Source organism: Pseudobdellovibrionaceae bacterium (genome assembly GCA_019637875.1).
Classification (GTDB): Bacteria; Bdellovibrionota; Bdellovibrionia; order Bdellovibrionales; family Bdellovibrionaceae; genus JAHBUW01.
Genome location: JAHBUW010000023.1, coordinates 1 through 23,173 on the forward strand (window position 1 = coordinate 1; position 23,173 = coordinate 23,173).

Consider the following 23,173-nt stretch of genomic DNA (forward strand, 5'->3'; position numbering starts at 1 on the left):
TCCGCGATGCGATCATGAATTCGAACTACAAGTTCGGCGTGACCGGCGCGATGGTCTTCCGTAATCGTCGTTCGCCTTTGGGCTACTCGTTGGATCCCAAACATCCGGCGAAACCGTCATTCCCGAACCTGACGTCTTTGACGATGGCGAATCAACTGGTCGACACACGCGACCTTGGCGTTTACGGCCGTGAAAAGATCAGCTACGCGACCGGCGTCGATTTGCACACGCGCGCGATGAACATGTCGCACAACTATCCGCTGGCCTACAATCACATCGATGAGTTCCAAACCCGTTGGAACGCATTGGAATTCGTCGTTGGTTACGCGAAGCCCGAGATGGCCGATGACTCGTTCTTCCTGGAAAGTCCTGAGAACGAAAACCGCGACTCCGTTTACGGTAAGGTCTATCGCTTCAAGCCGTTGACCGCTTCGTGGCAAGGACGCATCGACCGCGTCATCGAAGGCGGAAACATCGTCAGCAAAACGAATATCCAGTCCATTCGCCCTGAATTCTTGACGGGCGTCGAGGAATTCGAAGTCCTGAAGAAGGGCGCGGAAACCAACATCAGCGCGCAGGAAGGTCACCAGTGGTCCTGCTTCTCGTTGATGGTGGTACGTAACGTCGATCGTCGCGATCCGGTCAGCACGAAACTCTTCGATCCCGGTGAATACGAGGACGGAACCGGTGGACGCAACTGTAAGTTGTGGTCGAATGTCGGAACGGATACGTGCGTGAATAAATTGAAGTTCTATGACTATCAGCAAAACGCGACGTCGGCGATCGTGCCTTCGGCGAAAGTGGCCTGCCCCAATCAAGAGATCGGCGCGGCCAATCGTTTCGGCTCTTTGAATTTCAATGGCGACGGTGGACTCAACCGTCTGCGCCTCGAGATCGCTCGCCGCTTCCTGCCGGCGGAGTACTGGGACATCAACACGCATCCCGAATACATGTGCGCCGTGCCCCGCCAATCGGCGCTGGACATCGGCACGTGCTACGGCCGCGCGGAAGATACCAATCCGAACAATTACATTCTGTACTCGCAAACCGGAACCGAGCTCGGTCAGTCGGTGACTTGCGGTACGGATCCCGTGACCGGCCGGACCAACAAGCGTTGTCCCGCATTTGTGTCGATCTGTTACCGCACGCATTGATTCCTCATTGAAATGACTTGCTACCTTGCCGAACGGCGATAGGATTTTGGGCGGAGGTGCCCGATGCTCTATCGCCGATTCTATTTCGTCCTCGCGTTCGCCGCGTTGGCGGTTCCGGCGCACGCGCACGTCAGTTCCATTTCTGCCGCGACCGCCACGGCGGGACGTGCGGCGATCGAGTCGCTCGATGTGCCTTACCAAAATCCCGCGGGGATCGCGTTTGCGAAAGGTTACAACTTCGCGACCGGCATGGCTCGCTACGAGGGAGAGCAAGGGGGCGATCACGAAGAGCTTTCGTTCCTGCTGTCGGATAACACGGCGGACACGATCGTGCCGACGTCGCTGGCCTATCTGCAGACCAAGGACAAATCCGCCTTCAGCGATTGGGAACAAAAGGACGTCCGTTTGGCCCTCGGGAATTTCATCGGCCCTCGCCGCGCGCTGGGGATCGGGCTGACCTACCGTCACGAGCGTGAGGCGGGGGTCAGCACCCAACAGGCCGCGCTTTCGATGGGTTCGATTTTCGGTTTGAGTCAGAACCTCGGTGTCGCCTTTGTCGTGGACAACCTCGTCCCGCTTTCGCAGGCTCCGGGCGCGCGTGAACGGCTTTCGCCGCTAACGAGCGTGGGTCTGAGCTACAATTTCGGAAAATTTCTGCGGGTGCGCTTGGACGGGACGACCGAGCGAAACAACTCTCTACACCGCCCTCTGATCGCGGCGGGAGTCGAAAACTATTGGAATCGTTGGCTGATTTTCCGCCTTGGCGCGGCGCGCGATAATGAGCTTGAGCAGAACATCTTCTCGACGGGCTTGGGTTTTGATGGCCCGAGATTTGGAATTCATTACGCATTTCAGGCGGTTGAGGCTCCACAAGGACGGGATCAACGTCACTCCGTTGACTTGGTCTTCGTGCTTTGGTAGTCCCACGAGTTCTGTTTTGAATTTGTTCCGAAGGAGAGCCCCATGGCTTCAAAAACCGCTGCTACTGAAATGAAACGTCTGATGCGCAACAACTCGATGGGACGTAAGCGCAAGAACGCGAACGAAAACCACGGCACGACCAAGTCGGCAGCGGTTCTCTTCGGTGACGAAGCTCCCAAAGCAAAGAAGATCATCAAGAAATAAAAAAGGCCGCATCACTGCGACCTCTTTTTTTGTTTTTGAAAAGCCGCTCTCGCGGCTTTTCTTGTTTACCGGCTGCCTTGGCGGCGCAGGTTCGACGGAGCTTCTTGGGCTCCGCCCTTCAGATCCCACTGGAAGGGGATTTCCACCCAACCTTCCTGACCGGGTTGGAACTTCCAGCCCTTCAGCGCTTTCAAAGTTTTTGCGTCCAGTGAGCGGTGCCCGCTCGAGGCCTGCAACTGAAACTCCTTAGGCAGACCATCGGCTTTAATGTACGCCAGAAAGACGACCAAACCTTGGCGGCCTTGGCGACGGTCTTCGACGTCGTACTGGGGACTTTTGTTCCCCGGCGCTTGGCGGAGCTCGCTCAACGCGCGGACTTCGGTTCCCGAAGGCGTGCCTTCGCTGTTTTGACCTTCACCGGTCCCCGCGGTTTGCGAGGCCGCTTCTTTTTCTGCGGCGACCGCCATCAAAGCGGCTTCTTTTTCACCCTTGAGCTTTTCCATGCGCTCTAAATGCTCGCGCTCTTCCTGGGCTTTGAGTTTTTGCAGGTGGCTTTCCGCGAGTTCGTCGACGTCGAAAGCCGCGATCTGCAATTTTTCGTCGTCCTCGGCCGGCGTTTCATTTTCGCTGACGGCTTCGTCGGCGACGGCGGACGCGATTTCATTCGCGATCTGCTCTTCGTCCGAAGGTTCCTGAACGGGCGCCGCCGCGACCGCGACGTCCGATTCGGTATTCGCTTCTAAGGGAATGTCGCGGCCCGTTTCGGGGGCCGGGGCCTCTTCTTGATGAATGTGGCTGGCCCCCTTTTTCGCGGGCAAGGTCGTCGGCAGCTTGCGCGCATCTTTCACCTTGTCGACCACGCGGGGAGTTTCCGGCGGCGCGGGCAGGTTTGCCCGGATCTTGCGATCGCGCATTTCGCGAGTCGAATCGTCTTCGGCGATATTGTGGCGTGCCGAATTTCCGCTGACGACGTCGGTCTCGACGGTTTCGCGAGTGGTGACTTCAACGTGGGGAACGTTTTTCGCCTGCAAAAATTCGGGAAGGCTCTCTTTCGGACGCGTGCTCATGTAGCCAACGACGCCCACGAAAGCCACGCAATGCGCGAGTCCCGAGTAGAAGATAAAACGGCTCATCGAATACCCCATTTCCGTTTGGAAACCCCAGAGTTCACGGGAATGGGTGCCAATTTCGGGCCACGGAAAATGAAGGGTGTAAGGGAACCAATGGCGTTAGGCGCGGATGTCCTTGAAAAAAACACCCTTTCGCAAAGCCAATTGTCAGTCAAAGGCCGGTCAGACTTCGAGGTCGTCGGGCAGGCGGCCTTCGCGAAAGGACTGGGCCATCTGGCGGTGGCGATCCGAGCTTTTCCAGTCGCTGGCGGGAATGCCGCGGGGGGCGGTCGCCGTCAGGCCTTCGCGTTTCAACTTTTCGATGCGCGCGTAGCTGGCCCGCAGGTTGTCCTCGCGCAGGCGTCCCTGGGCGAGCGCCTTTTCCATGGAATCGAGCGCCATCGGCGGGATATCGGGTTCGTTGCAGTAAAGGACCATGTCGACGCCGGCATTCAATGCCATCACGGGAAGTTCCGCGCGATCGAAATGTTTCGCCATCGCTTTCATGTCCATATCGTCGGTGATGATGACGCCGCGGAAACCGAGCTGTTCGCGAAGGATTCGCTTCAGGAAAATTTCCGATAACGTCGCGGGCCATTTCGGATCAATGTTCGGGAAAAGGATGTGCGCGGTCATCACGAAATCGAGCCCGGACTTGAACGCCTTTTTGAAAGGGATGAACTCGAGGGACTCAAGACGTTCGAGGGTCGCGTTTTCCACCGGGAGGTCTTCGTGGCTATCGATCAGGGTGTTGCCGTGACCGGGGAAGTGTTTTCCGCAAGGCACGACGCCCGCTTTCACGAAGCCACGCACCAGAGCGGAGGCGTGCTTCGCGACTTTTTCGGCATCATCGCTGAGTGCGCGATCGCCGATCACGGTATTCTGTGGATTTGTGAAAACGTCCAGGCAGGGCGCGTAGTCCAAATTGATTCCGACTTCGAGAAGTTCGCGTCCCAACGCGAGCGTGAAGTTGTAGCTGGCGTTCGGAGAATCGATCTGACCGAGGGCGCGTAATGGGGGCCACACGGTGAAGGGTTCACGCAGACGGGCGACGCGTCCGCCCTCTTGATCGACGCCGATGAAGAAGGGCATCTTTGAAGCCGTGCGGGGGGCGAGCTCTTGGATCTCGCGCGAAAGCTCGGCGACTTGCGCCGGACTTTGCACGTTACGGCCGAACAACGTGACGCCGCCGATGTTGTTTTCGACGAGGAAACGTTTCTCGCGATCGGTCAGGCGATGGCCATCCAAACCGATCATCAAATGTTGGCCCAAAAGCTCGCGGGGACTCACTGGCCGGCCTTTCCCGTTGGCGCCGCGGCGCCGCTCTTGCTTTCCGCAGCGGCTTTAGCGGGAAGGGCGGGGTCCGCGCGGTTGGCTTTGGAAACGGGATTGTTCTTTCCTTCCGGCACGGAACCGAAGAGGGCCTTCAGCAGCGAGGTCTGCAGGCGGTAGCTGCCGTACGCGTTTTCGGGTTTCGCCATCAGCTCGATCGAAATTTTTTGGGTCGGCGAAATCGTCGCCAACACTTCCCCGCGGTCGGTGACCAAGTTCGTCGATTTGGTATCGAGGAAGGTATTTTCGATTTTCAATGCTTTCATGCCCGCAACGTCTTCGCTGCCGCCGACTTTGACGTTGCCTTTGTGGACTTCGGCGAGCTCTTCGGCGACGGCTTCGTAGTCGAAGGAAGAATTCGCCTTCAAGCCTTGGGGGCTGCGCAAGATCGCGTAAACCAGGAACAGGCTCGAGATCGCGTTTTTGCTGAGAGGCTTCGAGATTTTCTCGACGCTTCCCATGTGGGTGATGGTGCCGGTCATCTTGGTTTTGTCCGCGCGCACGTCGATCGTGCGGGTCATGCCTGCGGCGGCGGCGGTGTACGAATAGCTGATCGGACGGAAATCTTCGGTCGCGACCGCGCGCACGCTTTCGGTCGTGTCGTCGGTTCCTTCCAGCCGCATGAAGGTCGTTGCCACGAACTGTTTTTTCTTGGCGTCGAATTCATGTTTCATGATGAAGTAGCCGGCGTGTTCGCCGCCCTTCATGACGCGGTAGTATCCTTCGAAAAGGACCGGGTCGTTGGCTTTCGCCAATAGTGAAAACAGCGTTACGACAACAAAAAGCAGACGTCCCAGTTTGAGACCGACCATAGTCGAGTCCTCCTTCATTGCGGATCCATTCACGCTCTCCGATTTTGTCCGCGCGTCGTTCGGAAGTCAAAGGCGCGAGCTTGTCCGTCCGGCGAAATGGGTTCACACTATTACGACTGGTGGAAAAGAAATTCTGGTCTTTGCGTAAGACCTTCGAGCAACGCGGTGGAAGTTGTGGCCAAAAAGGTCAGATCGCCATTTTTGTCGCGCTGATTTTTCAAGTGTTGTTCGTCTTTTTCGCGATGGTCGTGAACGTCGGACTGATCGTGCACCATAAAATCAATCTACAGAACTCGGTGGACCTTGCGGCTTACTACGGGGCGATGAAACAAGCCGAAGTCATGAATGCCGTTGCGCACGTCAACTACCAGTTGCGCCAAGCGTACAAATTGCTGATCTGGCGTTATCGCCACCTCGGGATGGCGGGGGAAACTTATTCGCATCCTTATGACTCTTTGACGAGTTCACTGCGCGGAACGGCGGGGGTGGATCAAGAGTTCAAAGGGCCTGATGGTGCGAAGTGTTCGGCGCGTTTCTGCGTCAACTATCCGGTGTTCAACATTCAAGAGCCGAACGAATACTACTGCCGGGACATTTGCCGCGAGGTGAAGATCACTTTGCTGGGGGTACCGAGCGTCTCCGGGATCAATTTCGCGCTGGCGGAAGGAATGCTCGGGGGACTGGCCCGCAGTATCGAAGAAGCGTCGAAGGCCTTGGTCGACAAGACAAAGAAGCACTGCGAGGAGCGCTCGGCGCTGAACTGGTTCGCATTGGCCCGCTTTATCGTGTCGTACAAACAAGAGCAGCAAGCGCGCAAGGCGATCTTGAACCATTTGGCGAACTCGATCAGCTACAATACGGGCGATCTACAGGACATCGACGGTGAGTCCGTACGCAAGGGTGTCCTGACGACGCTCTATCGCAATTTGTCTTACCCGAACCAAGAGCAGATCGATCCCGAATCGGGCGGCAAGAGCGGCGGGACGTTCAAGTTCTACAACTCGTTGGGCGATCCCAACTGCAGCGGAATCCAGGGCGAGAAGCGGATTCCGCCGAAGTGGTTGAACGAAGTTTTCTTGAAACCGCTTTATATTTCGTTGCAGGGTCTTTGTAGCGGCGCGACCTCGATCGGTTACAAACCGACGCCGATGAATACGGGGGACGGAAATTATTCGGGTCCGGCCTACTCGACGGGTCTTGATCCCCAGGCGGTGCAAACGCTGATCACGATGATGGCGGACCCCGGTGATTTGGGAACGCCGGTGAATCGCAGCTGGCATACCACTTTGGGTGTCGAGAAGAATCCTTGGTGTATGGCCTACGTCGCGGTGGAAGCGGCGACTTCACCCAAGGTTCCCTTCAATCCCTTCGGCCCCGTGAAGCTCAAGGCGCGTTCGTTCGCCAAACCCTTCGGCGGCTCGATCGGACCTTGGTATTACAACAAATGGCCGCAAGGAAGTAAGTCTTCGCTGGGCGGTCTTCCGGATCGCGTGGATCCGACTTTGCCGCCGCGGGTGACGACCGGCGAGACGCCCCCGGGTTTCGACGAGTACGCGTCCCAACCGGATTTTTCGCGTTACACGGGCGACAAAATCGGAAACAAGTCGACGATGACGATGGGCCACGTCGCCAAAGCGTTGTGGGATAAACACCGCCCGCCGAGTCAGGCCGCTTGGGACATCTGGAGTCACCTTCCCGCGACGGGCAGTGGACTTTTGGGGCCGGATAACACGGGCGACACGCTCGCCTGGTCACCCAGCGGCTCGACGCCCACGATGCGTGATCTTGAGTTGGGCTTCATTTTGCCGGATCAGTTCGACGTGACTTACTATTCGATCGAGCCGGACTTCTGGCGGAACTACGCTTTGAAATTGGCGAAGCGGCCGGATCTCAGCGGCGTGCACATTCGCGGCGATCTCGGTTATCGTCGTGGAGCGGGCGCGCCTTGGGATACGATGTCGATCAAAAGTCAGATCGAGCGCGGGCGTCAGCAGAACCTATACAACTTCAATTCGCCGCTGACCTATTACATCGGTGCCGAGAAACCACCGGCCGAGGCGTTCGTCGAAGCTTTGACCGGATGGCATATGATCGCGCCGGGGGATTACAAACTTCAGGCGAATCGTTTCGGAAATTGTCCGAACAACATGATCATTCCTTACGACACGACCCGCTCGGAAATTGCGGTTCCCGGGAACTGTATGGGGGGCGGCCGCACCGGTTACTCGGTCAAACTCGTCGATGGCGAGTATCTGCAATCGCCGAATCTCGAGATCGGCGGTCAGGGACAGACGGGTCGTCTGTTGAATCCCTGGCAGGAAACCGAAGACTGATGCCGAAAGCGGCTTAAAGTTCAACACACGTCTCAATCTTCGACAGGTCGGACGTCTCACCACGAGACGGTGACGAAATTTGACTCCGCTATTCCCTTTGAAAGACCGATACTTAAAGCATGGGGAAAATCATGGTCTCGTGTCTCAAACCCGCCATCGCCGCGTTCATCTCCGTGAACTTCGCGTTCATGCCGTCGGTGTTTGCGGAAAGTGCCGAGCCGAATCTCGGTGGGCCGACGAGCACGAAGTCGTGGGTTCCCGAAGCGTGTGACCCTGAGAGTTTCAAAGGTCAACTGGATCAAACCGATCCCAAAAAAGCGGAACACGAAAAAGCGGTCCAGGCTTGTCACGACGAAGTGAAGAAGTCGGATACCGCGTGCCAGCCGGGATCGAATCCGAACGCGCAGCAAGCGCAGAACCAAGCGAATCAGTACACCCAAAACACGAACCAAGCGGCGCAACAGACCTCGGGTTCGGGCAGCGGCCAGTCGAACAATTGCGGTGGCTTCGGTGACCTGATGAAAAACATGCAGCCGCCGATTCAGCAGTATCAAGGCGATTGCAACGGCGCGAAGAGCGTTTGCCAATCGACTTGCGCGAAGAAAGCGGAAGAGTCCAAGAAGGCCTGCGCGACCATCACCGGAACGGATCCGAAATCGAAAAAAGAAAAGGCCGCATGTGAACGTAACGCGCAGGGTGTGAAGGCCTGCACCAAAAAGACGACCGCCGCGTGCGAAAAGTACTCGCAGCAAGTGGCGGCGATCGCGGCGGCTTTGATGAACGGATTGTTGCAGATGATGCAGATGCAGCAGTGTCAGCAAGATCAGGGACTGGATTGCACGAAGGATCCCACGAATCCCCAGTGTATGAAGGACGATTCGGTGAACTGTTCGCAGCCCGAGCATTACGCGAATCCGCAGTGTATCTGTCAGGTGAATCCCAATGCGGGCGGCTGTCCCGGCGCGGATTCTTCGAAGGTGGGGCAAATGCCCGGTCGCGATCCTTATTCGAACGATACCACTTCCGATTCAACCTCGACGCCGACTCCCGGAACTGATGCGGGTCTTGATGGCAATCGCCGCAAGAACGCGGGCACGGGACCCGGTGGCGGCGGATCGGGATTCGGTGGTGGCGGCGGTGGCGCTGGCGGAGCCCGCGGCGCGGAAGCCGCTGCGGCCGGTGCCGGACAAAAACCCGCAAACCCTGACGTGTTGGCCGGCGATTACGGCGGAGGCGGCGGTGGACGTGGCGGCATGGGTGGCGGATATCCCGAAGTCACCGATAGCGGCATGGGCCGCGCTTTGAAGAACGCAGACCTACGCAAAACCGCGGCGGCCGGCGGCGCGCTCACGGGCGCGAACGGTCGCAGCAACTGGCAGAAAGTTCGCGAGCGTTATCGCGACAATCGCCCGTCTTTGATGGAACAAGGCAAGTAATTGAAGGAGGCCCCTGTGAAGTCCATGACCTCGGCTCTATTGTCGATCGCGGTTTCGCTTTCGCTGATCTTTCCGGCGCACGTTTTCGCGGACAACGGATTGATCCAAGGCCAAGAAGGGAACGTCCCGGCCACGGGTACCAATTCGAACAGCGGACTTGGCGGTTCTTCGTATTCTCCGACGACCTTTAATCAGCCGACGCCCACTCGGACATCGGGGATCGAGAACAACGGGAAAGACGGCTCCGAAAAGCAGGGCAACGGATCGCAAATGGCGATGATCACCATGATCGCGATGGCGGCGGTCGCCGCCGCGACTTGCCCCGCCTGCACGAAGAAGGGGACTTGCGGTATCTGCGCGGCCTCCATCATGGGCGGTCTGGCGGCGGGTTTGGCCGGTTCAAAAATGGATAAAGCTCAGGGTCTTTCGAACTCGCAAGTGACCGACGTCAATCCGACGGCCCCGGTGACGGGCGGCGAAACTCCGACCGCGACCGAGAATAAACCCGAATATCTCGCGGCGATGAAGAGCCTGAAGACTTCGGCGAAAAATATCGGCGCCAACGTGAGTAAAGACGGGACTAAGATGACGACCGCGGCCGGTGAAGTCCTCGACGTGACGAAGCCGAACAGCGCGAGCAACTACAGCCCTACTCCCAGTGAGTCCGCAATGGTGAACGCGGCGCTCGCGAAAGCGAAAGAGGATATGGGGAAAGGCGCGGATGGCGCGGCCTCGGTCGCGGCGGAAGGCGATGGAACCGAAGGCGGCGGCGGTGGCGTGAGCGATGGACCGCGTACGGCGCTTGCCGATGAAGGAATCGGCGCGGGTTCGGGTGCCGCCAGTGGACGTCGGCCGGCGTCGGTTGCGGGAATGTCACGCGATTTCAACGGTGACCGTATCGGCGTGGCGCAGGACTCATTGTTCGAAATGTTGCACCGTCGTTACCAGATGCATAACAACAATAATTCGTTCATCCCTTCGAAGTGATCCACAGCCGCTCGATGCGGCGGCGAAGATCGGGCTCTTCGGTTTCGAGTAGAAACCGGGGCTCGGGAAAACGAGACAGGAATTGAAGAAGATCCCGCATGGCGGGATCTTCTTTTTTTTGTTCGACGAGATCCAGAACCTCGCGCGTCGACTGAAGGAAAAGATCCGTGCGCCCGGTTTCAAACCAGTCCGCGGTATGGTCGTGGACGGCGACGTCTTCTCCGGCCGCCATTCCACGGGTGAGCGTTTCGTAGAGGATATTTTCCTCGCGTACGGGAAACTCGAAGTATCTTTCGACCCGACGATTCATGAAGAGGTAGCCGACGTAGTGGTGACCGGTGAGTCCGGTGACCGGCGTCTTCGAGAACTGACGGACGATTCCGTTGGCTTCGGCCCAGGCGCCGCCGAGGGAGCGGCCCACTTCCGGATGGGACATGGTCACGAGGGTCGCCAAGCGATCCCGCTTCGTGTGCTCCGCAAGGGCTTGCCGCAAGACATCCGACCGCTGCGGCAGGTAAACTTCGTCACCATTGAGCAGCAGAATTTGTTCGGTGGTGATGTCGCGAATGACATTCGCGACGGCGCCCCCGCTGCCGAGGATTTTCGCCGTTTCATCGACGAACTCGGGCATGGGCAAGTTCAACATCGACGTGTCCATCGCTCGCAAACTCTCCGGCGCATGATGTAAATTCATGTAGAGCCGACGGACCGAGAGTTCCTCAAGGTGCCGCAGCGAGTGCAGCCCCAGCGGAACGCCGAGGAAGGGGATCGCGGGTTTGGCGAGCTTTTCGGTGTAGGGGCGCAGCCGCGTTCCCAAACCGGCGGTGAGGGCGAACGCGGTGAGGCTCATTCGTATTTTCTTTCCAGGAGTCCCGAGTCCAGAAGGAATCCGGAAAATTCACGGTATTCCGGAAAGCTGTAAAGGGCTTTCATCACGCGTTTGAGTGTCGGTTGGATGTGCTTCAGGTACCGCGTGTCCTGACGCGCGTTCCAGAAACTCGAGAAGCTACCGCAGGCCTTGAAGCAACGTTGAACCGTTTGCAGCTCATACATGAGCTGGAAGTGCTCAAGCGACATGGGCTTCGTGAAGTTCTTTTTGGCTTCGTCATAGAAGGTATGCAGCAAGAGGTCGGCGTCAGCATCCGCTAGCGTCACGTAAGAATCCCGCAGCAAGCTGACAAGGTCATATTGCAAAGGGCCGCCGCGCGCGTCTTGGAAGTCGATGACCCGAACTTCGTCGAACTTAATCATCAGGTTGCGCGAGTGATAGTCGCGATGGGTGATCCATTTCGGCTCTTGGTGCAGGCGCTCCGAGATGTCGCGGAAGGTTTTCTGTAGAAGGGTGTCTTGCGCGGGCGTGAGTTTGATCTGACCCATTTTTTCGATCAAGTGTTCGCGGGTATAGTTGAATTCCCACATGAACTTTTCGGTATCGAATTGCAGGCGGTGGGCCGTGGAAGACACTTTCGACTTCAGGGTGGCGAAATGGATCTTCAACAATTCATCGAGCGCTTTTTCGTAGAACGGTTTCGCGGGCTCGAAAGTTTGGTTTTCCCAGAACTTGCGTTCGAGCGTGAGGTCACCCAAATCTTCCAGCAAAATCAGGCCACCGGTTTCCGAGACGCCGACGACTTCCGGAACGGTGACGCCCGCGTCTTTGAACAATGTGTGTACGGAAAGGAAAGGGTACTCGGCCGCTTTGAAGGGTTCCCAGCTCATGAGGACCCAGGTTTTTTCTTCGGCGTCGGCGACGCGATAGTAGCGGCGGGCCGAAGCGTCGCCCGCAAGCGGGATCAGCCGGAAATTTTGGGTCTTGATCGAATCGGCGACAAATGACTTCAGGGCGCTCTCATCCATTCGAAAATGGTGGCACCCTGAAGTTTAAAAGGCAACGTTAGTGCGAGTTCTGGCCGCCCTGCAAGCAAAGCTCGAGCGCCTGCTTGAGGTTGGTTTCGTCCTGGGGCCAACGGTCCAAAGACAAATTGTAGCGCTCCAGCTCGCCCATGATCTCATGGGGATAAGCTTGGCAAGATTCCAGCTCGGCCAGAGTCCGGGTCGAACCGATCACGATGACCGGATGTTGTTCGGAATCGGCAGTCCGCATGAATTCTTTCAGGATCACGATCTCTTCCGGCGATAAATGCAACAGATCCTCGACGAAGATCGTCGCTTTGCCGAGGGCTTGCAGCTCGCGAACCGAACCGAAGCTCTTCATGTCCGAGAAACGCAACATGGCCCAACGCTCGGTCGTCTCGTGCAAATGAATGGCGACGCGGTTGATGCGATTGGGATTCAAGGAGTGAAGCAGGATCGCTTTCGGCTGCACGTCTTCCAGGAAGGACGGACGGCCGCCGTCCAGCAGTTGAATTTTTCCGGGTTGGATCTGTTCGGACTCCCCGGTGACGGTGGCTGACACCGGTTGTCCATCGAGGTACCGGCGATACAGCGCGGGCTCCAGAATCAAACGGACCACTTCCGTGATCGCGTCGATGGAGGTCGCGGGGAGATCCTGAACAGAGGGAACGCGAGCGAGACCCAAGAAGGTGCCGTGCATCTGGATCGGAATCAAAAGGTCACCGCGCGAGACGGTGGCGTTGTCGCCACTTCTCGACATCATGGAATCCACCAACAGGCGGACTTCCAACCCCTTGCCATAGCGATGTTTCAACAACCCCGTGAGTCTTTGAACCGAAGCCATCTTCAGGATGTCCGTATTCATTTACTCTTGCTCCCCGTAGTACGTTCAACTCCCCCACGGAGCTGAACGGGAAAGCACATAGGCAATCGCTGTGCCGAGTTTTGTCACCCGGCGCCTGGCGGTTTAATGCGTTCTCGCGGGAAAAACCCGCGTTCGCGCGAGTTTAGCGGCTTCGGCGCCACGCTGAGCTTTTGGTCGATAGGGAAGGAATTACTGAGATTCCGAGGCCGGCTGGCGAGGGAACTGAATCTTGGGCTGTCCTTTGTCGAACCGGTACTCCCACCGGGTTCGTTGAGCATTGGGGTCAGTTTGCAGCTGCTTCGAAAGCCGAATGCTGACTTCATCCATATGACCAGACGGAAACGCAATTTTCGAGGTTGTGGTGACGAGCTCTATGGATTGATCTTCCAAATATTCAATGCGCTCTATGTCTTGGACCAAGAAGACAGGGGACCTTAGCTTTCGCTTCTCACCGTAAGCGACAAATTCGCACTGAAAGAGGGTCGATGACGGTTTGCGAACGCAGTCTGCAGTCACCGTCGCGTACGTGGATTCGACGAATCGGATATACGCAAATACTCCTCCGTACCCAGTCAGAACGGCGAAGATCAAAGTGGCAGCCAGTCTCTGTCGAAATTTCGTGGACGCGTTGAGCCCCTCAGGAGCCACCCAGCGCCGAGGAAAATAGCGATAAGTCATAAAAACGGAGAGGCCTACTAAACACAAGTACGCTCCGTAAGCCTTAAAATACTCAGTCCATGATTCATCTTGCATGAACTCTTCGGGATCAATTCCAATCAGCAGGAACAGGGCCAAAGCGGTGCCTACGGCTGAGATCATCAACCTGAAAAATGGGAGCGCGTCTTCCGGATCTGGGAGGTTCGAAGTGGATTCCATGTCCCCTCTCATAAAAAAGGCCCCTTGCGGAGCCTTTTTCGACGTTCATAATTTGCGATCGATTACGAAGAGCGAGCCATACGGCGTTTATCCAAACCGTACTTTTCGACTTTCATGATCAGACCCGCGCGCGAGATGCCGAGTTCCTTCGCCAGCTTGGACTTGTTCCAGCCCGTGCGGCGCAGACCTTCTTTGATCATGTCGCGTTCGAGTTCTTCCAGAGCGTCCTTCAGTTTACCCTGCAGACGGGCACCTTGGACTTTCGACTTTTCGCCGGCTTCCAGAATTTTGGGCGACAGCATCTCGGGCAGGATTTTAGTTTCCTCTCCCGCCAAGACGACCAGACGCTCCATTTCGTTTTGCAATTCACGAACGTTACCCGGGAAAGCGTAGTCATACAGCTTTTCCAGTGCACGTTTCGTCAGAACACGTTTGCTGCCACCGTTGTTCTCGCTCGCTTTCTGCAGGAAAGCTTCGGCGAGAAGAGGGATGTCCTCTTTACGCTCGCGGAGCGGGGGCACGCGGATGTTGATGACGTTCAAGCGATAGTACAAGTCTTCACGGAATGTACCTTGCTCAACCATCTCCTTCAGGTTGCGGTTTGTTGCCGCAACGATCCGGACGTCAACTTTGCGCATCTCGGTCGAACCGACGGGCGTGAAGGTGCCTTCTTGCAACACGCGCAGCAGTTTAACCTGCATCGTGGGCGAAGTGTCCCCGATTTCATCGAGGAAGAAAGTTCCTTTGTCCGCGATTTCGAACAGACCTTTTTTATCTTTGATCGCGCCGGTGAACGAGCCCTTCACGTGACCGAACAGTTCCGACTCCAAGAGGTTGTCGTTGAACGCCGAGCAGTTCTGGATCACGAACGGACGATCTTTACGGTGCGAGTTGTAGTGGATCGCTTTCGCGATCAATTCTTTACCGGTACCGTTCTCACCCTGGATCAGGACCGTCGTGTCTGCGCCTTTGATCTTATCGAGCAGGGCGTAGAGCGATTGCATGGGCTTCGACTTACCGATCATGTTGTCGTACTTGTAACGCGAACCGAGTTCTTTGTTCAGTTCACGAATACGATCTTCGCGACGAGTGATCTCGAGGTGAAGAGTCACAACTTCTTCCGCAACCAGTTGGACCAGTTCGCAGAAGTGAGTGCGATCGTCGTCATCGAGGTAGCGCAGTTTACCGAGCGCTTGCTCGATGGAATCGCCCGACTGACCGAAAGCGGCCAAACGGTCACGAACTTCACCCATACGCTGGGGGTTCGCTTGGTCGCGGAAGAATCCGGTCGCAACCACGGTTCCCATGAAGTCGTTTTCGATAGTGATGGGGAAGATACCGACATCGTATCCCGCCAGGTCCCACTTTTTCAGTGCGAAGCGGTTGTCCGACATACGAAGATCTTCGATCGTTTTCATCACGAACTCAGCCATGTTCTGTTGGGCGACGTCTTTGCCCATCAGTGCGCCCGTTGCGGGGTTGGCCCAGTTTGCTTTTGCGGCGTCGAAGCCTTTGATCAGGCCGCGTTCGTCCGTAAACACAACGTCGACATTCCACCAAGAAGACAGAATGTGGCGGAGTTTTTTGATGACGTGAATATGTTCAAACTCATCCCAATTGATCATGAAAGTCCTCCAACTTGTCACAGTTCTTGTCGTCAAAACTTTGAACAAGCTTGAGGGGGTGTCCGATTTTTAGTGACTGGACCTCGGTCGGCCCAAGATGAGTCGCTCTAAGTCAGCGATCTTTCAGTGGTGTTTTGCATCTGGTGCAATTTGAAATACTCGGATTTACGCGCCAAAAGGGCTTCATGCGTTCCGGATTCGACAATATTCCCGGCTTTCATCACGTAGATCAAATCCGCGCGTGAGATCGTCGACAGGCGGTGCGCGATCACCAAAGCCGTGCGTCCTTCCATCAATTGATCGAGTCCGCGTTGCACTTCGACTTCGGATTCCGAGTCCAGTGCGCTGGTGGCTTCGTCCAAGACCAAGACGGGGGCGTCTTTGAAGAACGCGCGCGCGATCGACAGACGTTGCTTCTCGCCGCCGCTGAAGAGGTTGCCTTTATCGCCCACGCGGCTTTGGTAGGCGTGCGGAGCGCGCTGGATGAAGGCGTCGGCATTGGCGCGTTTGGCGGCTTCTTGGACGGTTTCCATCGTTTTCGAGAAATCCCCCGCCCAGATGTTACGCTCGACGGTATCGCTGAACAAGAAGACGTCCTGCGAAACCATCGCGATCTGCGAGCGCAGGTCGCTGAGGGACATGTCTTTGATATCGACGTTATCGACCAGAATGCGTCCTTCGGTGGGATCGAAGAAGCGTTCCAGCAGATTCACGAGGGTCGACTTTCCGCTGCCCGAGGCGCCGACGAAGGCGACCATCTGCCCGCGCTGGATATCGAAGCTGACATTCCGTAAAACCCAGTTTTCGCCGTAACGGAAAGAAACGTTATCGAAGCGGATCTTTTCCCAAGTTCGCGGGAACGGAACGGGTTTCGCGATCTGGGGAACTTCGCTGTCCTCGTCCAAGAGTTCGAACACCCGGCGCGCGGCCACGGCGGTCTCTTGGATACGGACGTAGCTTTCCTGAAGTTTTTTGATCGGCGCGCTCAGCATCAGCATGGCGGCAACGTAACTCATGAAGTCCCCGTAAGTGGCGCGGCCCTGCGCGATCTCCAACGTCATGTAGAGCAGGATCAGGCACACCACGATCGTCATCGCGAATTCGGTCACGGGTCCCGAGGATTCGATCAGCGAGTGAATGCGTTTACGCGAGAACAAGAAATTGTCGCTTTCAACGCCGAAGCGGCGGGACATCTCGTTTTCCAGATTGAATGACTGGATGATGCGCACGCCATCCAGGCTTTCCTTGATCGTGCCGGTGATGACTTCCAGATCCTCTTGGCCGCGCTCGGAGTACTTTTTGATCGAGCGCGAAAGCTGGCGCAGGAACCACAGGATGAACGGCAAGATGACCAGGATGCCGAGGGTCAGGGACCAGTTCAGGTAAAAGAGCGTACCGATCAAACCAATGAAGAGAAGCGGTTCGCGGAAGAAGTCGGCGAACATCCGCAGGCCGTGATGGATGATCGTGATGTCGTAAAGAATCCGCGAGATCAATCCGCCCGAACCCGCCGCGTAGTTCACGTGGAACGAAAGATTGAGTTTCATGAACTTCATCTGCAGTTTTTGACGAAGCCGCTGTGACACGAGCTCGGCCGTGTAATTCATGTTGAAGAAGTGAACGTAACGGAAGATGCCTTTGAGGAAGGCGAGCCCCACGATGATGGCCAAGGTTTGTTTGATCTGTTCGGTGTTGCCGAACTGCAGGCCGTCGAAGACATACTTGATCAGATTCGCGCTGAGGGTGTCCGCCGCGGCCATGCCGACTCCGGCCAGCGCGATGAACAACAGGCGCCGACGGAACTGCATCAATTCGCGCAAAATGCGCTTAATTTCGGGCGGCAAGGTGAACAACGAACTACTTTCCTCTCAAGAAATCGTGGTGGCGCTTCAGATATTGACCCGTCAGCGATTTCTTCGCTTTCATGATGTCATCCGGGGTGCCTTCAGCCACGATCTTTCCCCCATGCTGACCCGCTTCGGGGCCCAAATCAATGATGTAGTCCGACCCTTGAATCACGTCCAAATTGTGCTCGACGACGATCACCGAGCCGCCCGCTTCGATCAATTTATTCAAAACCTTCATCAAAAGCTCGACTTCACGGAAATGCAGGCCGGTGGTGGGTTCGTCTAGAATGTACAAGGTCGACTTCTGGCTGACTTGACTGAGCTCTTTGGCGATCTTCAGGCGCTGCGACTCGCCGCCCGAAAGGGTGCCCGCGGGTTGTCCCAGCTGCAGGTAATCGAGTCCGACCTCTTTCAAGACGCTGAGGGGTTTGCGGATATTCGGGTGCGAGATGAAAAACTGCATGGCGTCCGCGACGGTCATGCTGAGGATCTCGTGGATGTTTTTGCCGCGGAATTGGACTTCCAGGATTTCCGACCGGTACTTCTTGCCGTCACAAACGTCGCAAGGAATGACGACGTTGTCCATGAACTGCATGTCGATTTCTTCGAAGCCGGTGCCACGGCAGGCGGGACAGCGTCCTCCATCCACGTTCAACGAGAAAGTCCCCGCCGTGTAGCCGCGCTCTTTCGCCTCGGGTGAGGTCGCCATGATCGTACGGATTGCATCGAAGACTTTCAAATAGGTGACCGGGGAAGAGCGTGTCGACTTACCGATCGGCGATTGGTCGATCAGCAGCACGTTTTTGATGTACTCGACGCCTTCGATTTTGTCGAAAGGCTGGTGCTTTTCGAATTCCAGCTCGAGCGCTCGCGCCAGGGCGGGGTACAGGGTTTTCGTGACGAGGGTCGACTTTCCCGATCCGCTGACGCCGGTCACGGTCACCAAACGATGCAAAGGAAAGCTCACGTCGAGTTTATGCAGGTTGTGACCGCGCGCGCCCTTCAGCGTGATCTTGTACTTGTAATTGCCGATATCCACAGGCCGGTACACACGGTTCACCGCGCGATCGGGATGGGGTTTCAGGAAGTTCGCGGTGACCGACGTTTTGGAGTCGTAGAAATTCTGCGTCGGTCCCGAGTAAATGACCTGACCGCCCAGCATGCCGCTACCGGGTCCCATTTCGATGATGTTTTCCGACTCGCGGATCACATCTTGATCGTGTTCGACGACGACCAAGGTGTTGCCGAGCTCTTTGAGGTCTTTCAGAATCGAGATCAGCCGATCGTTGTCGCGCGGGTGCAGTCCCACGGTCGGTTCATCCAAAACGTACAAGCTTTGCGACAGGCCCATGCCCAGCTGATTCGCCAGCATGATGCGTTGGAATTCGCCGCCGGAAAGGGTGCGGGTTTCGCGATCCAGGGTCAAATAGTGAACCCCCACGCGCATCAGGAACTCAGTCCGGCTGGTGATTTGCTTCAGCACCTCGTTCGCGATTTCCTTTTCGTTCGTGGTCCACTGCACCTTCTTCAGGAAAGCCGAAAGGTCTTCGATCGTGAGCGAGGTGAGGTCTTGGAGGTTGCGCCCATGCACGGTCACGCAAAGGGCGTCCCGACGCAATCGCGATCCGTTGCACTCGGGGCAAAGGAATGGCGAACGATAACGCGAAATGAACACGCGCACGTGCATCTTGTATTTCACCTGTTCGAGGTATTCGAACAAACCCTTCACGCCGAAGAATTCGTCATTCCCCTTCCAGAGCGCGTCCCGCTGCTCTTCGGGTAGTTTGTTCCAGGGCTTATTCACGTCGATTTTCGCCTTCTTCGCGTACTTCAGAAGTTCGCGTCGATCGGCGTCCGCACTGGGCATCGTGAAGGGATGTAAAGCGCCGTCTTGCAAAGACAGGTTCGGATTGGGGATCACTTTCGAAGGATCCAAATCGAGGATATTCCCGAAGCCTTTGCAGGTTCCGCAGGCGCCGACGGGGCTGTTGAAGCTGAAAAGTTGGGATTGGCGCAGCGGGGGCGTGTAGCCGCAGATCGGGCAGTTTTCGTCTTCACTGAGGGCGAGCTTTTCGCCTTCGGTCGTCAGGACGGTGGCTTGGCGAACCAAACCTTGCGAACGGTACTTCAGGCTCGCTTCATAGGCTTGGCCGAGCGAATCGGCGAGTCGACCTTTCTCTTCCGCGTTGAACGACATCCGGTCGATGACCAGAAAGAAGCTTTCTTTCGGTAGTCCGGCTTTCAGGACTTCTTTCGCGCTCAGCTCGAGGATTTCGCCCATTTCTTCGTGCAGGACGGGCGATTCTTTGTCGACCGGATGGACGATGTCGGTTTTCTCAATCGCAACGGCGACGGCCTTCTTTGCCTTCTTGCCCTTGGCCGCCGACTTGGTCGCGGTTTTCTTCGCAGCGGCCTTCTTCTTCGGAACGTAGATCCGCAAGTAACCGTCTTGCAAAAGCAGGCTGTGCAGTTTTTTGCCGTCGAAGAGCCGCTGGTCGCCCGGGACCTCCGCCAAGATGTAACCGCGCTTGCCGTCGAAGAACTTCAGCACGCGGTCGGTCGCTTCGGTCACGCTTTGCTTCTGCGTGGGGACTTTGTGGATCGGACAGTGCGCGATGCCGATCTTTTCGAACATCAGACGGAAGTAGTCGATCAGTTCGGTGGTCGTGCCCACCGTCGACCGTGAGCTTTTAACGGTGTTTTTTTGCTCGATGGAAATCGCGGGCGGGATATTGTTCACGCCTTCGATGTCGGGTTTCGGCGCCTTGTTCAGAAACTGGCGCGCGTAGTTGGACATGCTTTCGATGAAGCGACGTTGGCCCTCGGCGAAAAGGGTTTCGAACGCCAGCGAGGACTTTCCCGATCCCGAGGGACCGCAGATGACCGTGAATGAACCCAGAGGTACGTTGACCTCGATGTTCTTCAGGTTGTTCTGCTTCACGCCCCAGAGGTGGATGGACTTCATCGTTTTCCTATCCGGAGATAGGCCGATGAAGGCTTACTCCGTCAAATCTTGCTTGTAGAAATCGGACTCTTCTTCGCTGGAGGCTTTCGCGGAACTGGGTTCGGTTCCTTCTTTGAAGGCCTGTCGAATCACATTCCGCGAACTGGTCGTCGCTAGAAGACCTGAATCCGCGTCAATGTTGGCGAAAACAATACCTTCGGGAACCGCCAAAGTCATGGCCGGAAGCTTGTCGTGGGCGGCTTTCATGTAATCGACCCAAATAGGGAGCGCGGCGCGGCCACCGACCTCTCCCTTGCCGATGGATTTCTCCTGGCTGTAACCCACCCAGACGCCGGTGGTGATTTGCTGCGTGAAGCCGACGAACCAGGCGTCAAAATAGCCGTTCGTGGAGCCTGTTTTTCCGGCCACGTCCCGCTCAAGGACCCGCGCGCGACCGCCCGTGCCATCCCGGTCTTCCACGACGGCTTTCAGCAAAGTCGTCATCAGATACGCGGTTTTCGGGCTGATCAACTGCTCGGGATCGTCGAAGAAAAAGTTCGCGTCGATTTCTTTTTTGGGGTCGATCTCTTTGCCCGCGAGTTTCTGTTCGTAGAACTTCTTGCGGCGCTCTTCGAACATCTTTTCGATGGGCTCGATCTGGTCTTTGAAACGCTCATCCAGGGTCACTTCACCCAGCAGGTTCTGGCCGGCGTAGTCGTCGACTTTGTGGATGATGACGGGGCGGACGCGCTTGCCGAGTTTCGCGATCTGCGCGAAGGCCTTCGTCATCTCGTAAAGGGTGACCGAGCTTGAACCCAGGGCGAGGGTAAAATCCATGTTGAGCGTCGAGTAAACGCCCAAACGTTTCGCGTAGTCGGCGGACCATGGGACGCCGATGTCCTCGATGATTTTGACGGTCGGGATATTCAGCGATTTGACCAAGGCATTGCGGAAGATGATGTCGCCGCTGAAGTCGCGGCCGTGGTTCGCGGGCTTCCAAACTTTCGTTTCTTCCGAACCCTTTTTCGCGGCCGCTTTGCCGCTATCCTGCCCTTCGCTGTCTTCGGTGCCGCTTTCGTAAATCAAAGGCGCATCGAGGATCGGCGTGGCGGGCGTGTAACCTTTATCGAGGGCCGCCGTGTACACGAGGGTTTTGAACGACGATCCCGTCTGGCGCGCCGCTTGAATGGCCTTGTTGTACTTGTCCTTTTCGAAATCGTAACCGCCGACCATCGCGATGATGTCGCCGGTCGCGGGTTCAATCGAAATCAAGCCCGCGTCGACGAGCGGTTCTTGTTCAAGCTCGAGGGAAACGTACTTGGAAAAGTCCGGCAGGGTCGTGCCTTCAGCGGGTTTTTTCGCTTTGGCTTTTTCCTCGTCGTACTTGACCGATTTCAGCTTCACCAGGATGACGTCGCCGATCTTCAGGGCATCGGAAGGTTTCTTCAGCAGATCGAGGTCGTAACGCTTTTCGGTGTCGGGTTTGCGCGCCCACTGCATCGACGAGAAGTCGATCAGTCCGTCGACCTCGGCGAGTTTCACCATCACCAGCCCGTTCTTGTCGTCGACTTTCGAGACGATGCCCTTGTAAGTTTCCTCGAGGATCATGTAACCGGGCAGGCCCTTCTTGATGTCGTAAGCCAGATTCAGCGGTCCGTAATCGAGGAACGTGCCGTCGGGCTGAATGATCCGTTCGGGCCGCGCTTTTTGGATCATTTCGTTGCGGGTTTTCAGCAGAAAATCGCCGACCGCTTGGGGCTCGGTGATGTTCTCGCCGGCGCCGCGGAAGCCCTGACGCTTGTCCAGCGCGCGCAGACCCGCTTTCGTGGATTCCTGCGCGGCGATTTGTTTCGGTAGATCCAGTGACGTCGTGATCGAGAGGCCTTCGTTCAGGATTTTGTCTTCGCCGATCTTCGGGATCAGCAGCGTGCGCACGGCTTCCAGGAAATAGGGCGCCTGCTCTTCCCACTTTTCCTTCAGGTACACGGTGACGGGCTCTTTGCCGGCGGCGTCGGCCTCTTCCGGGTTCACGAAGCCGACTTCGGCCATTCGCTTCAGCACGTACAGCTGCCGCTCTTTCGCGCGCTGGGGATTGCGGATGGGCGAGTAGTCGGACGGTGCCTTCGGCAGACCCGCGAGGATCGCCATTTCGGAGAGCTTCAGGTCTTTGATGTCCTTGCGGAAGTAAGTCTGCGCGGCGACGCCCACGCCGTGCGCGCCCGCGCCGAAGTAGATCTGGTTCAGGTACAGAAAGATGATGTCCTCTTTCGAGAGGTTCTCTTCCATCTTGTGCGCCAGGAAAACTTCACGCAGTTTACGCATGTAGGTGCGTTCATTCGTTTGCAGGAGCAGCGTTTTCGCGAGCTGCTGGGTGATCGTCGATCCACCCTGGACTTTGCGGCCCGCCTGGAAGTTCGCGATCGCTGCGCGCATGATCGCCAGATAGTTCACGCCCTTGTGCTGAAAGAACTGATCGTCCTCGGCCGCGATGAAGGCATTGACCAAGTTTTTGGGCATTTGATCGTAAGGGGTCAGGATCCGGCGCTCCCGAAAAAATTCACCGATCTTTTTCCCCGAGCGATCGTAAACTTGCGTCGTTAAGAGCGGCTTGTAGTCTTGCAGCGTAATGATCTGCGGGAGATTCTGTTGAATCTGGTTCACGGCGTAGTACGCGGCACCCGCACCCAAAACGGCCAGCACCACAAATAGAAGCAGAAGCTTTTTGAAAAGCCCTTTAAGCATGACGTCTCCCGAATGAAATGACGTCTTTCAGTTTACGGGAACGTGAGGGAAACGGGTACCTTAGGACGAAAGTAAAACGCCGGGTCGGCACCCGGCGTTAGGACTAAAGACAATGTGTGTAACCGTATTGTG

The 23,173-nt window shown here is 56.7% G+C and carries 17 protein-coding genes; 6 read left to right on the forward strand and 11 right to left on the reverse strand.

Features of this window, described 5'->3' with window-relative positions; all coding sequences use genetic code 11:
- From KF767_18685 to KF767_18695, 3 genes are all read left to right on the forward strand, one after another.
- Positions 1–1,154 (forward strand): hypothetical protein (locus tag KF767_18685; GenBank protein MBX3019921.1); only part of this gene is annotated, 1,154 nt, incomplete at its 5' end.
- 63 nt (positions 1,155–1,217) lie between these two features.
- Positions 1,218–2,075: a hypothetical protein gene (locus KF767_18690; protein MBX3019922.1), complete on the forward strand. Its 858-nt coding sequence runs from the start codon at positions 1,218–1,220 to the stop codon at positions 2,073–2,075.
- Between the two features lie 42 nt (positions 2,076–2,117).
- Positions 2,118–2,279 carry a hypothetical protein gene (locus KF767_18695; protein MBX3019923.1) on the forward strand — a complete coding sequence of 54 codons (162 nt, stop codon included), beginning with the start codon at positions 2,118–2,120 and terminating at the stop codon, positions 2,277–2,279.
- A 65-nt stretch (positions 2,280–2,344) separates the two neighbouring features.
- Here KF767_18695 and KF767_18700 read toward each other — a convergent pair whose 3' ends face one another.
- From KF767_18700 to KF767_18710, 3 genes are all read right to left on the reverse strand, one after another.
- On the reverse strand, positions 2,345–3,412 hold the full coding sequence (locus KF767_18700; protein MBX3019924.1) for a TonB family protein: 1,068 nt from the start codon (positions 3,410–3,412) through the stop codon (positions 2,345–2,347).
- 159 nt (positions 3,413–3,571) lie between these two features.
- Entirely contained in the window at positions 3,572–4,678 is a 1,107-nt protein-coding gene (nagZ, locus tag KF767_18705) for a beta-N-acetylhexosaminidase (GenBank protein MBX3019925.1), read from the reverse strand.
- Positions 4,675–5,532, reverse strand: a complete 858-nt coding sequence (locus tag KF767_18710) for a hypothetical protein (GenBank protein MBX3019926.1) — start codon at positions 5,530–5,532, stop codon at positions 4,675–4,677. Before KF767_18710 ends, nagZ begins: the two co-directional genes overlap by 4 nt.
- A gap of 119 nt (positions 5,533–5,651) precedes the next feature.
- On the opposite strand from KF767_18710, the gene KF767_18715 reads away from it, so the two are divergent.
- The 3 genes from KF767_18715 (at position 5,652) to KF767_18725 (ending at position 10,288) form a co-directional block, all read left to right on the forward strand.
- Positions 5,652–7,865 (forward strand): Tad domain-containing protein, encoded by a 2,214-nt coding sequence (locus KF767_18715; GenBank protein ID MBX3019927.1) that lies wholly within the window; start codon positions 5,652–5,654, stop codon positions 7,863–7,865.
- Between the two features lie 119 nt (positions 7,866–7,984).
- The gene (locus KF767_18720; protein ID MBX3019928.1) at positions 7,985–9,301 is read left to right on the forward strand and encodes a hypothetical protein; all 1,317 of its coding nucleotides are present in this window, start codon (positions 7,985–7,987) and stop codon (positions 9,299–9,301) included.
- Between the two features lie 15 nt (positions 9,302–9,316).
- Complete coding sequence (locus KF767_18725; GenBank protein ID MBX3019929.1) at positions 9,317–10,288, forward strand: hypothetical protein; 972 nt, start codon at positions 9,317–9,319, stop codon at positions 10,286–10,288.
- On the opposite strand, the gene KF767_18730 is transcribed toward KF767_18725, so the two are convergent.
- The 8 genes from KF767_18730 to KF767_18765 all read right to left on the reverse strand — a co-directional run bounded on the left by KF767_18730 (position 10,272) and on the right by KF767_18765 (position 23,041).
- Positions 10,272–11,138, reverse strand: coding sequence for an NDP-sugar synthase (locus tag KF767_18730; protein ID MBX3019930.1), 867 nt, complete (start codon positions 11,136–11,138; stop codon positions 10,272–10,274). The two genes, KF767_18725 and KF767_18730, sit on opposite strands and share 17 nt — an antisense overlap.
- Entirely contained in the window at positions 11,135–12,145 is a 1,011-nt protein-coding gene (locus tag KF767_18735) for a phosphotransferase (GenBank protein MBX3019931.1), read from the reverse strand. Before KF767_18735 ends, KF767_18730 begins: the two co-directional genes overlap by 4 nt.
- A gap of 37 nt (positions 12,146–12,182) precedes the next feature.
- Positions 12,183–13,007: a hypothetical protein gene (locus tag KF767_18740; GenBank protein MBX3019932.1), complete on the reverse strand. Its 825-nt coding sequence runs from the start codon at positions 13,005–13,007 to the stop codon at positions 12,183–12,185.
- Positions 13,008–13,196: 189 nt separating this feature from the next.
- Positions 13,197–13,883 (reverse strand): hypothetical protein, encoded by a 687-nt coding sequence (locus KF767_18745; GenBank protein ID MBX3019933.1) that lies wholly within the window; start codon positions 13,881–13,883, stop codon positions 13,197–13,199.
- A 62-nt stretch (positions 13,884–13,945) separates the two neighbouring features.
- Positions 13,946–15,508: a sigma 54-interacting transcriptional regulator gene (locus KF767_18750; GenBank protein ID MBX3019934.1), complete on the reverse strand. Its 1,563-nt coding sequence runs from the start codon at positions 15,506–15,508 to the stop codon at positions 13,946–13,948.
- Between the two features lie 107 nt (positions 15,509–15,615).
- A complete protein-coding gene (locus KF767_18755) occupies positions 15,616–17,352 on the reverse strand; it encodes an ABC transporter ATP-binding protein (protein MBX3019935.1) in 1,737 nt (578 codons plus the stop codon).
- Positions 17,353–17,365: 13 nt separating this feature from the next.
- The gene (gene uvrA / locus KF767_18760) at positions 17,366–20,320 is read right to left on the reverse strand and encodes an excinuclease ABC subunit UvrA (protein MBX3019936.1); all 2,955 of its coding nucleotides are present in this window, start codon (positions 20,318–20,320) and stop codon (positions 17,366–17,368) included.
- Between the two features lie 33 nt (positions 20,321–20,353).
- Complete coding sequence (locus KF767_18765) at positions 20,354–23,041, reverse strand: PBP1A family penicillin-binding protein (protein MBX3019937.1); 2,688 nt, start codon at positions 23,039–23,041, stop codon at positions 20,354–20,356.
- Positions 23,042–23,173: the final 132 nt, after the last annotated feature.

Bases quoted from the DNA above. Each gene is read 5' to 3' on its own strand.
- KF767_18745 (MBX3019933.1), bottom strand. From the start codon at position 13,883: ATGGAATCCACTTCGAACCTCCCAGATCCGGAAGACGCGCTCCCATTT.
- KF767_18735 (MBX3019931.1), bottom strand. From the start codon at position 12,145: ATGGATGAGAGCGCCCTGAAGTCATTTGTCGCCGATTCGATCAAGACC.
- KF767_18730 (MBX3019930.1), bottom strand. From the start codon at position 11,138: ATGAGCCTCACCGCGTTCGCCCTCACCGCCGGTTTGGGAACGCGGCTG.
- KF767_18765 (MBX3019937.1), bottom strand. From the start codon at position 23,041: ATGCTTAAAGGGCTTTTCAAAAAGCTTCTGCTTCTATTTGTGGTGCTG.
- uvrA (MBX3019936.1), bottom strand. From the start codon at position 20,320: ATGAAGTCCATCCACCTCTGGGGCGTGAAGCAGAACAACCTGAAGAAC.
- KF767_18700 (MBX3019924.1), bottom strand. From the start codon at position 3,412: ATGAGCCGTTTTATCTTCTACTCGGGACTCGCGCATTGCGTGGCTTTC.
- KF767_18690 (MBX3019922.1), top strand. From the start codon at position 1,218: ATGCTCTATCGCCGATTCTATTTCGTCCTCGCGTTCGCCGCGTTGGCG.
- KF767_18740 (MBX3019932.1), bottom strand. From the start codon at position 13,007: ATGAATACGGACATCCTGAAGATGGCTTCGGTTCAAAGACTCACGGGG.
- KF767_18720 (MBX3019928.1), top strand. From the start codon at position 7,985: ATGGGGAAAATCATGGTCTCGTGTCTCAAACCCGCCATCGCCGCGTTC.
- KF767_18695 (MBX3019923.1), top strand. From the start codon at position 2,118: ATGGCTTCAAAAACCGCTGCTACTGAAATGAAACGTCTGATGCGCAAC.
- KF767_18750 (MBX3019934.1), bottom strand. From the start codon at position 15,508: ATGATCAATTGGGATGAGTTTGAACATATTCACGTCATCAAAAAACTC.
- KF767_18710 (MBX3019926.1), bottom strand. From the start codon at position 5,532: ATGGTCGGTCTCAAACTGGGACGTCTGCTTTTTGTTGTCGTAACGCTG.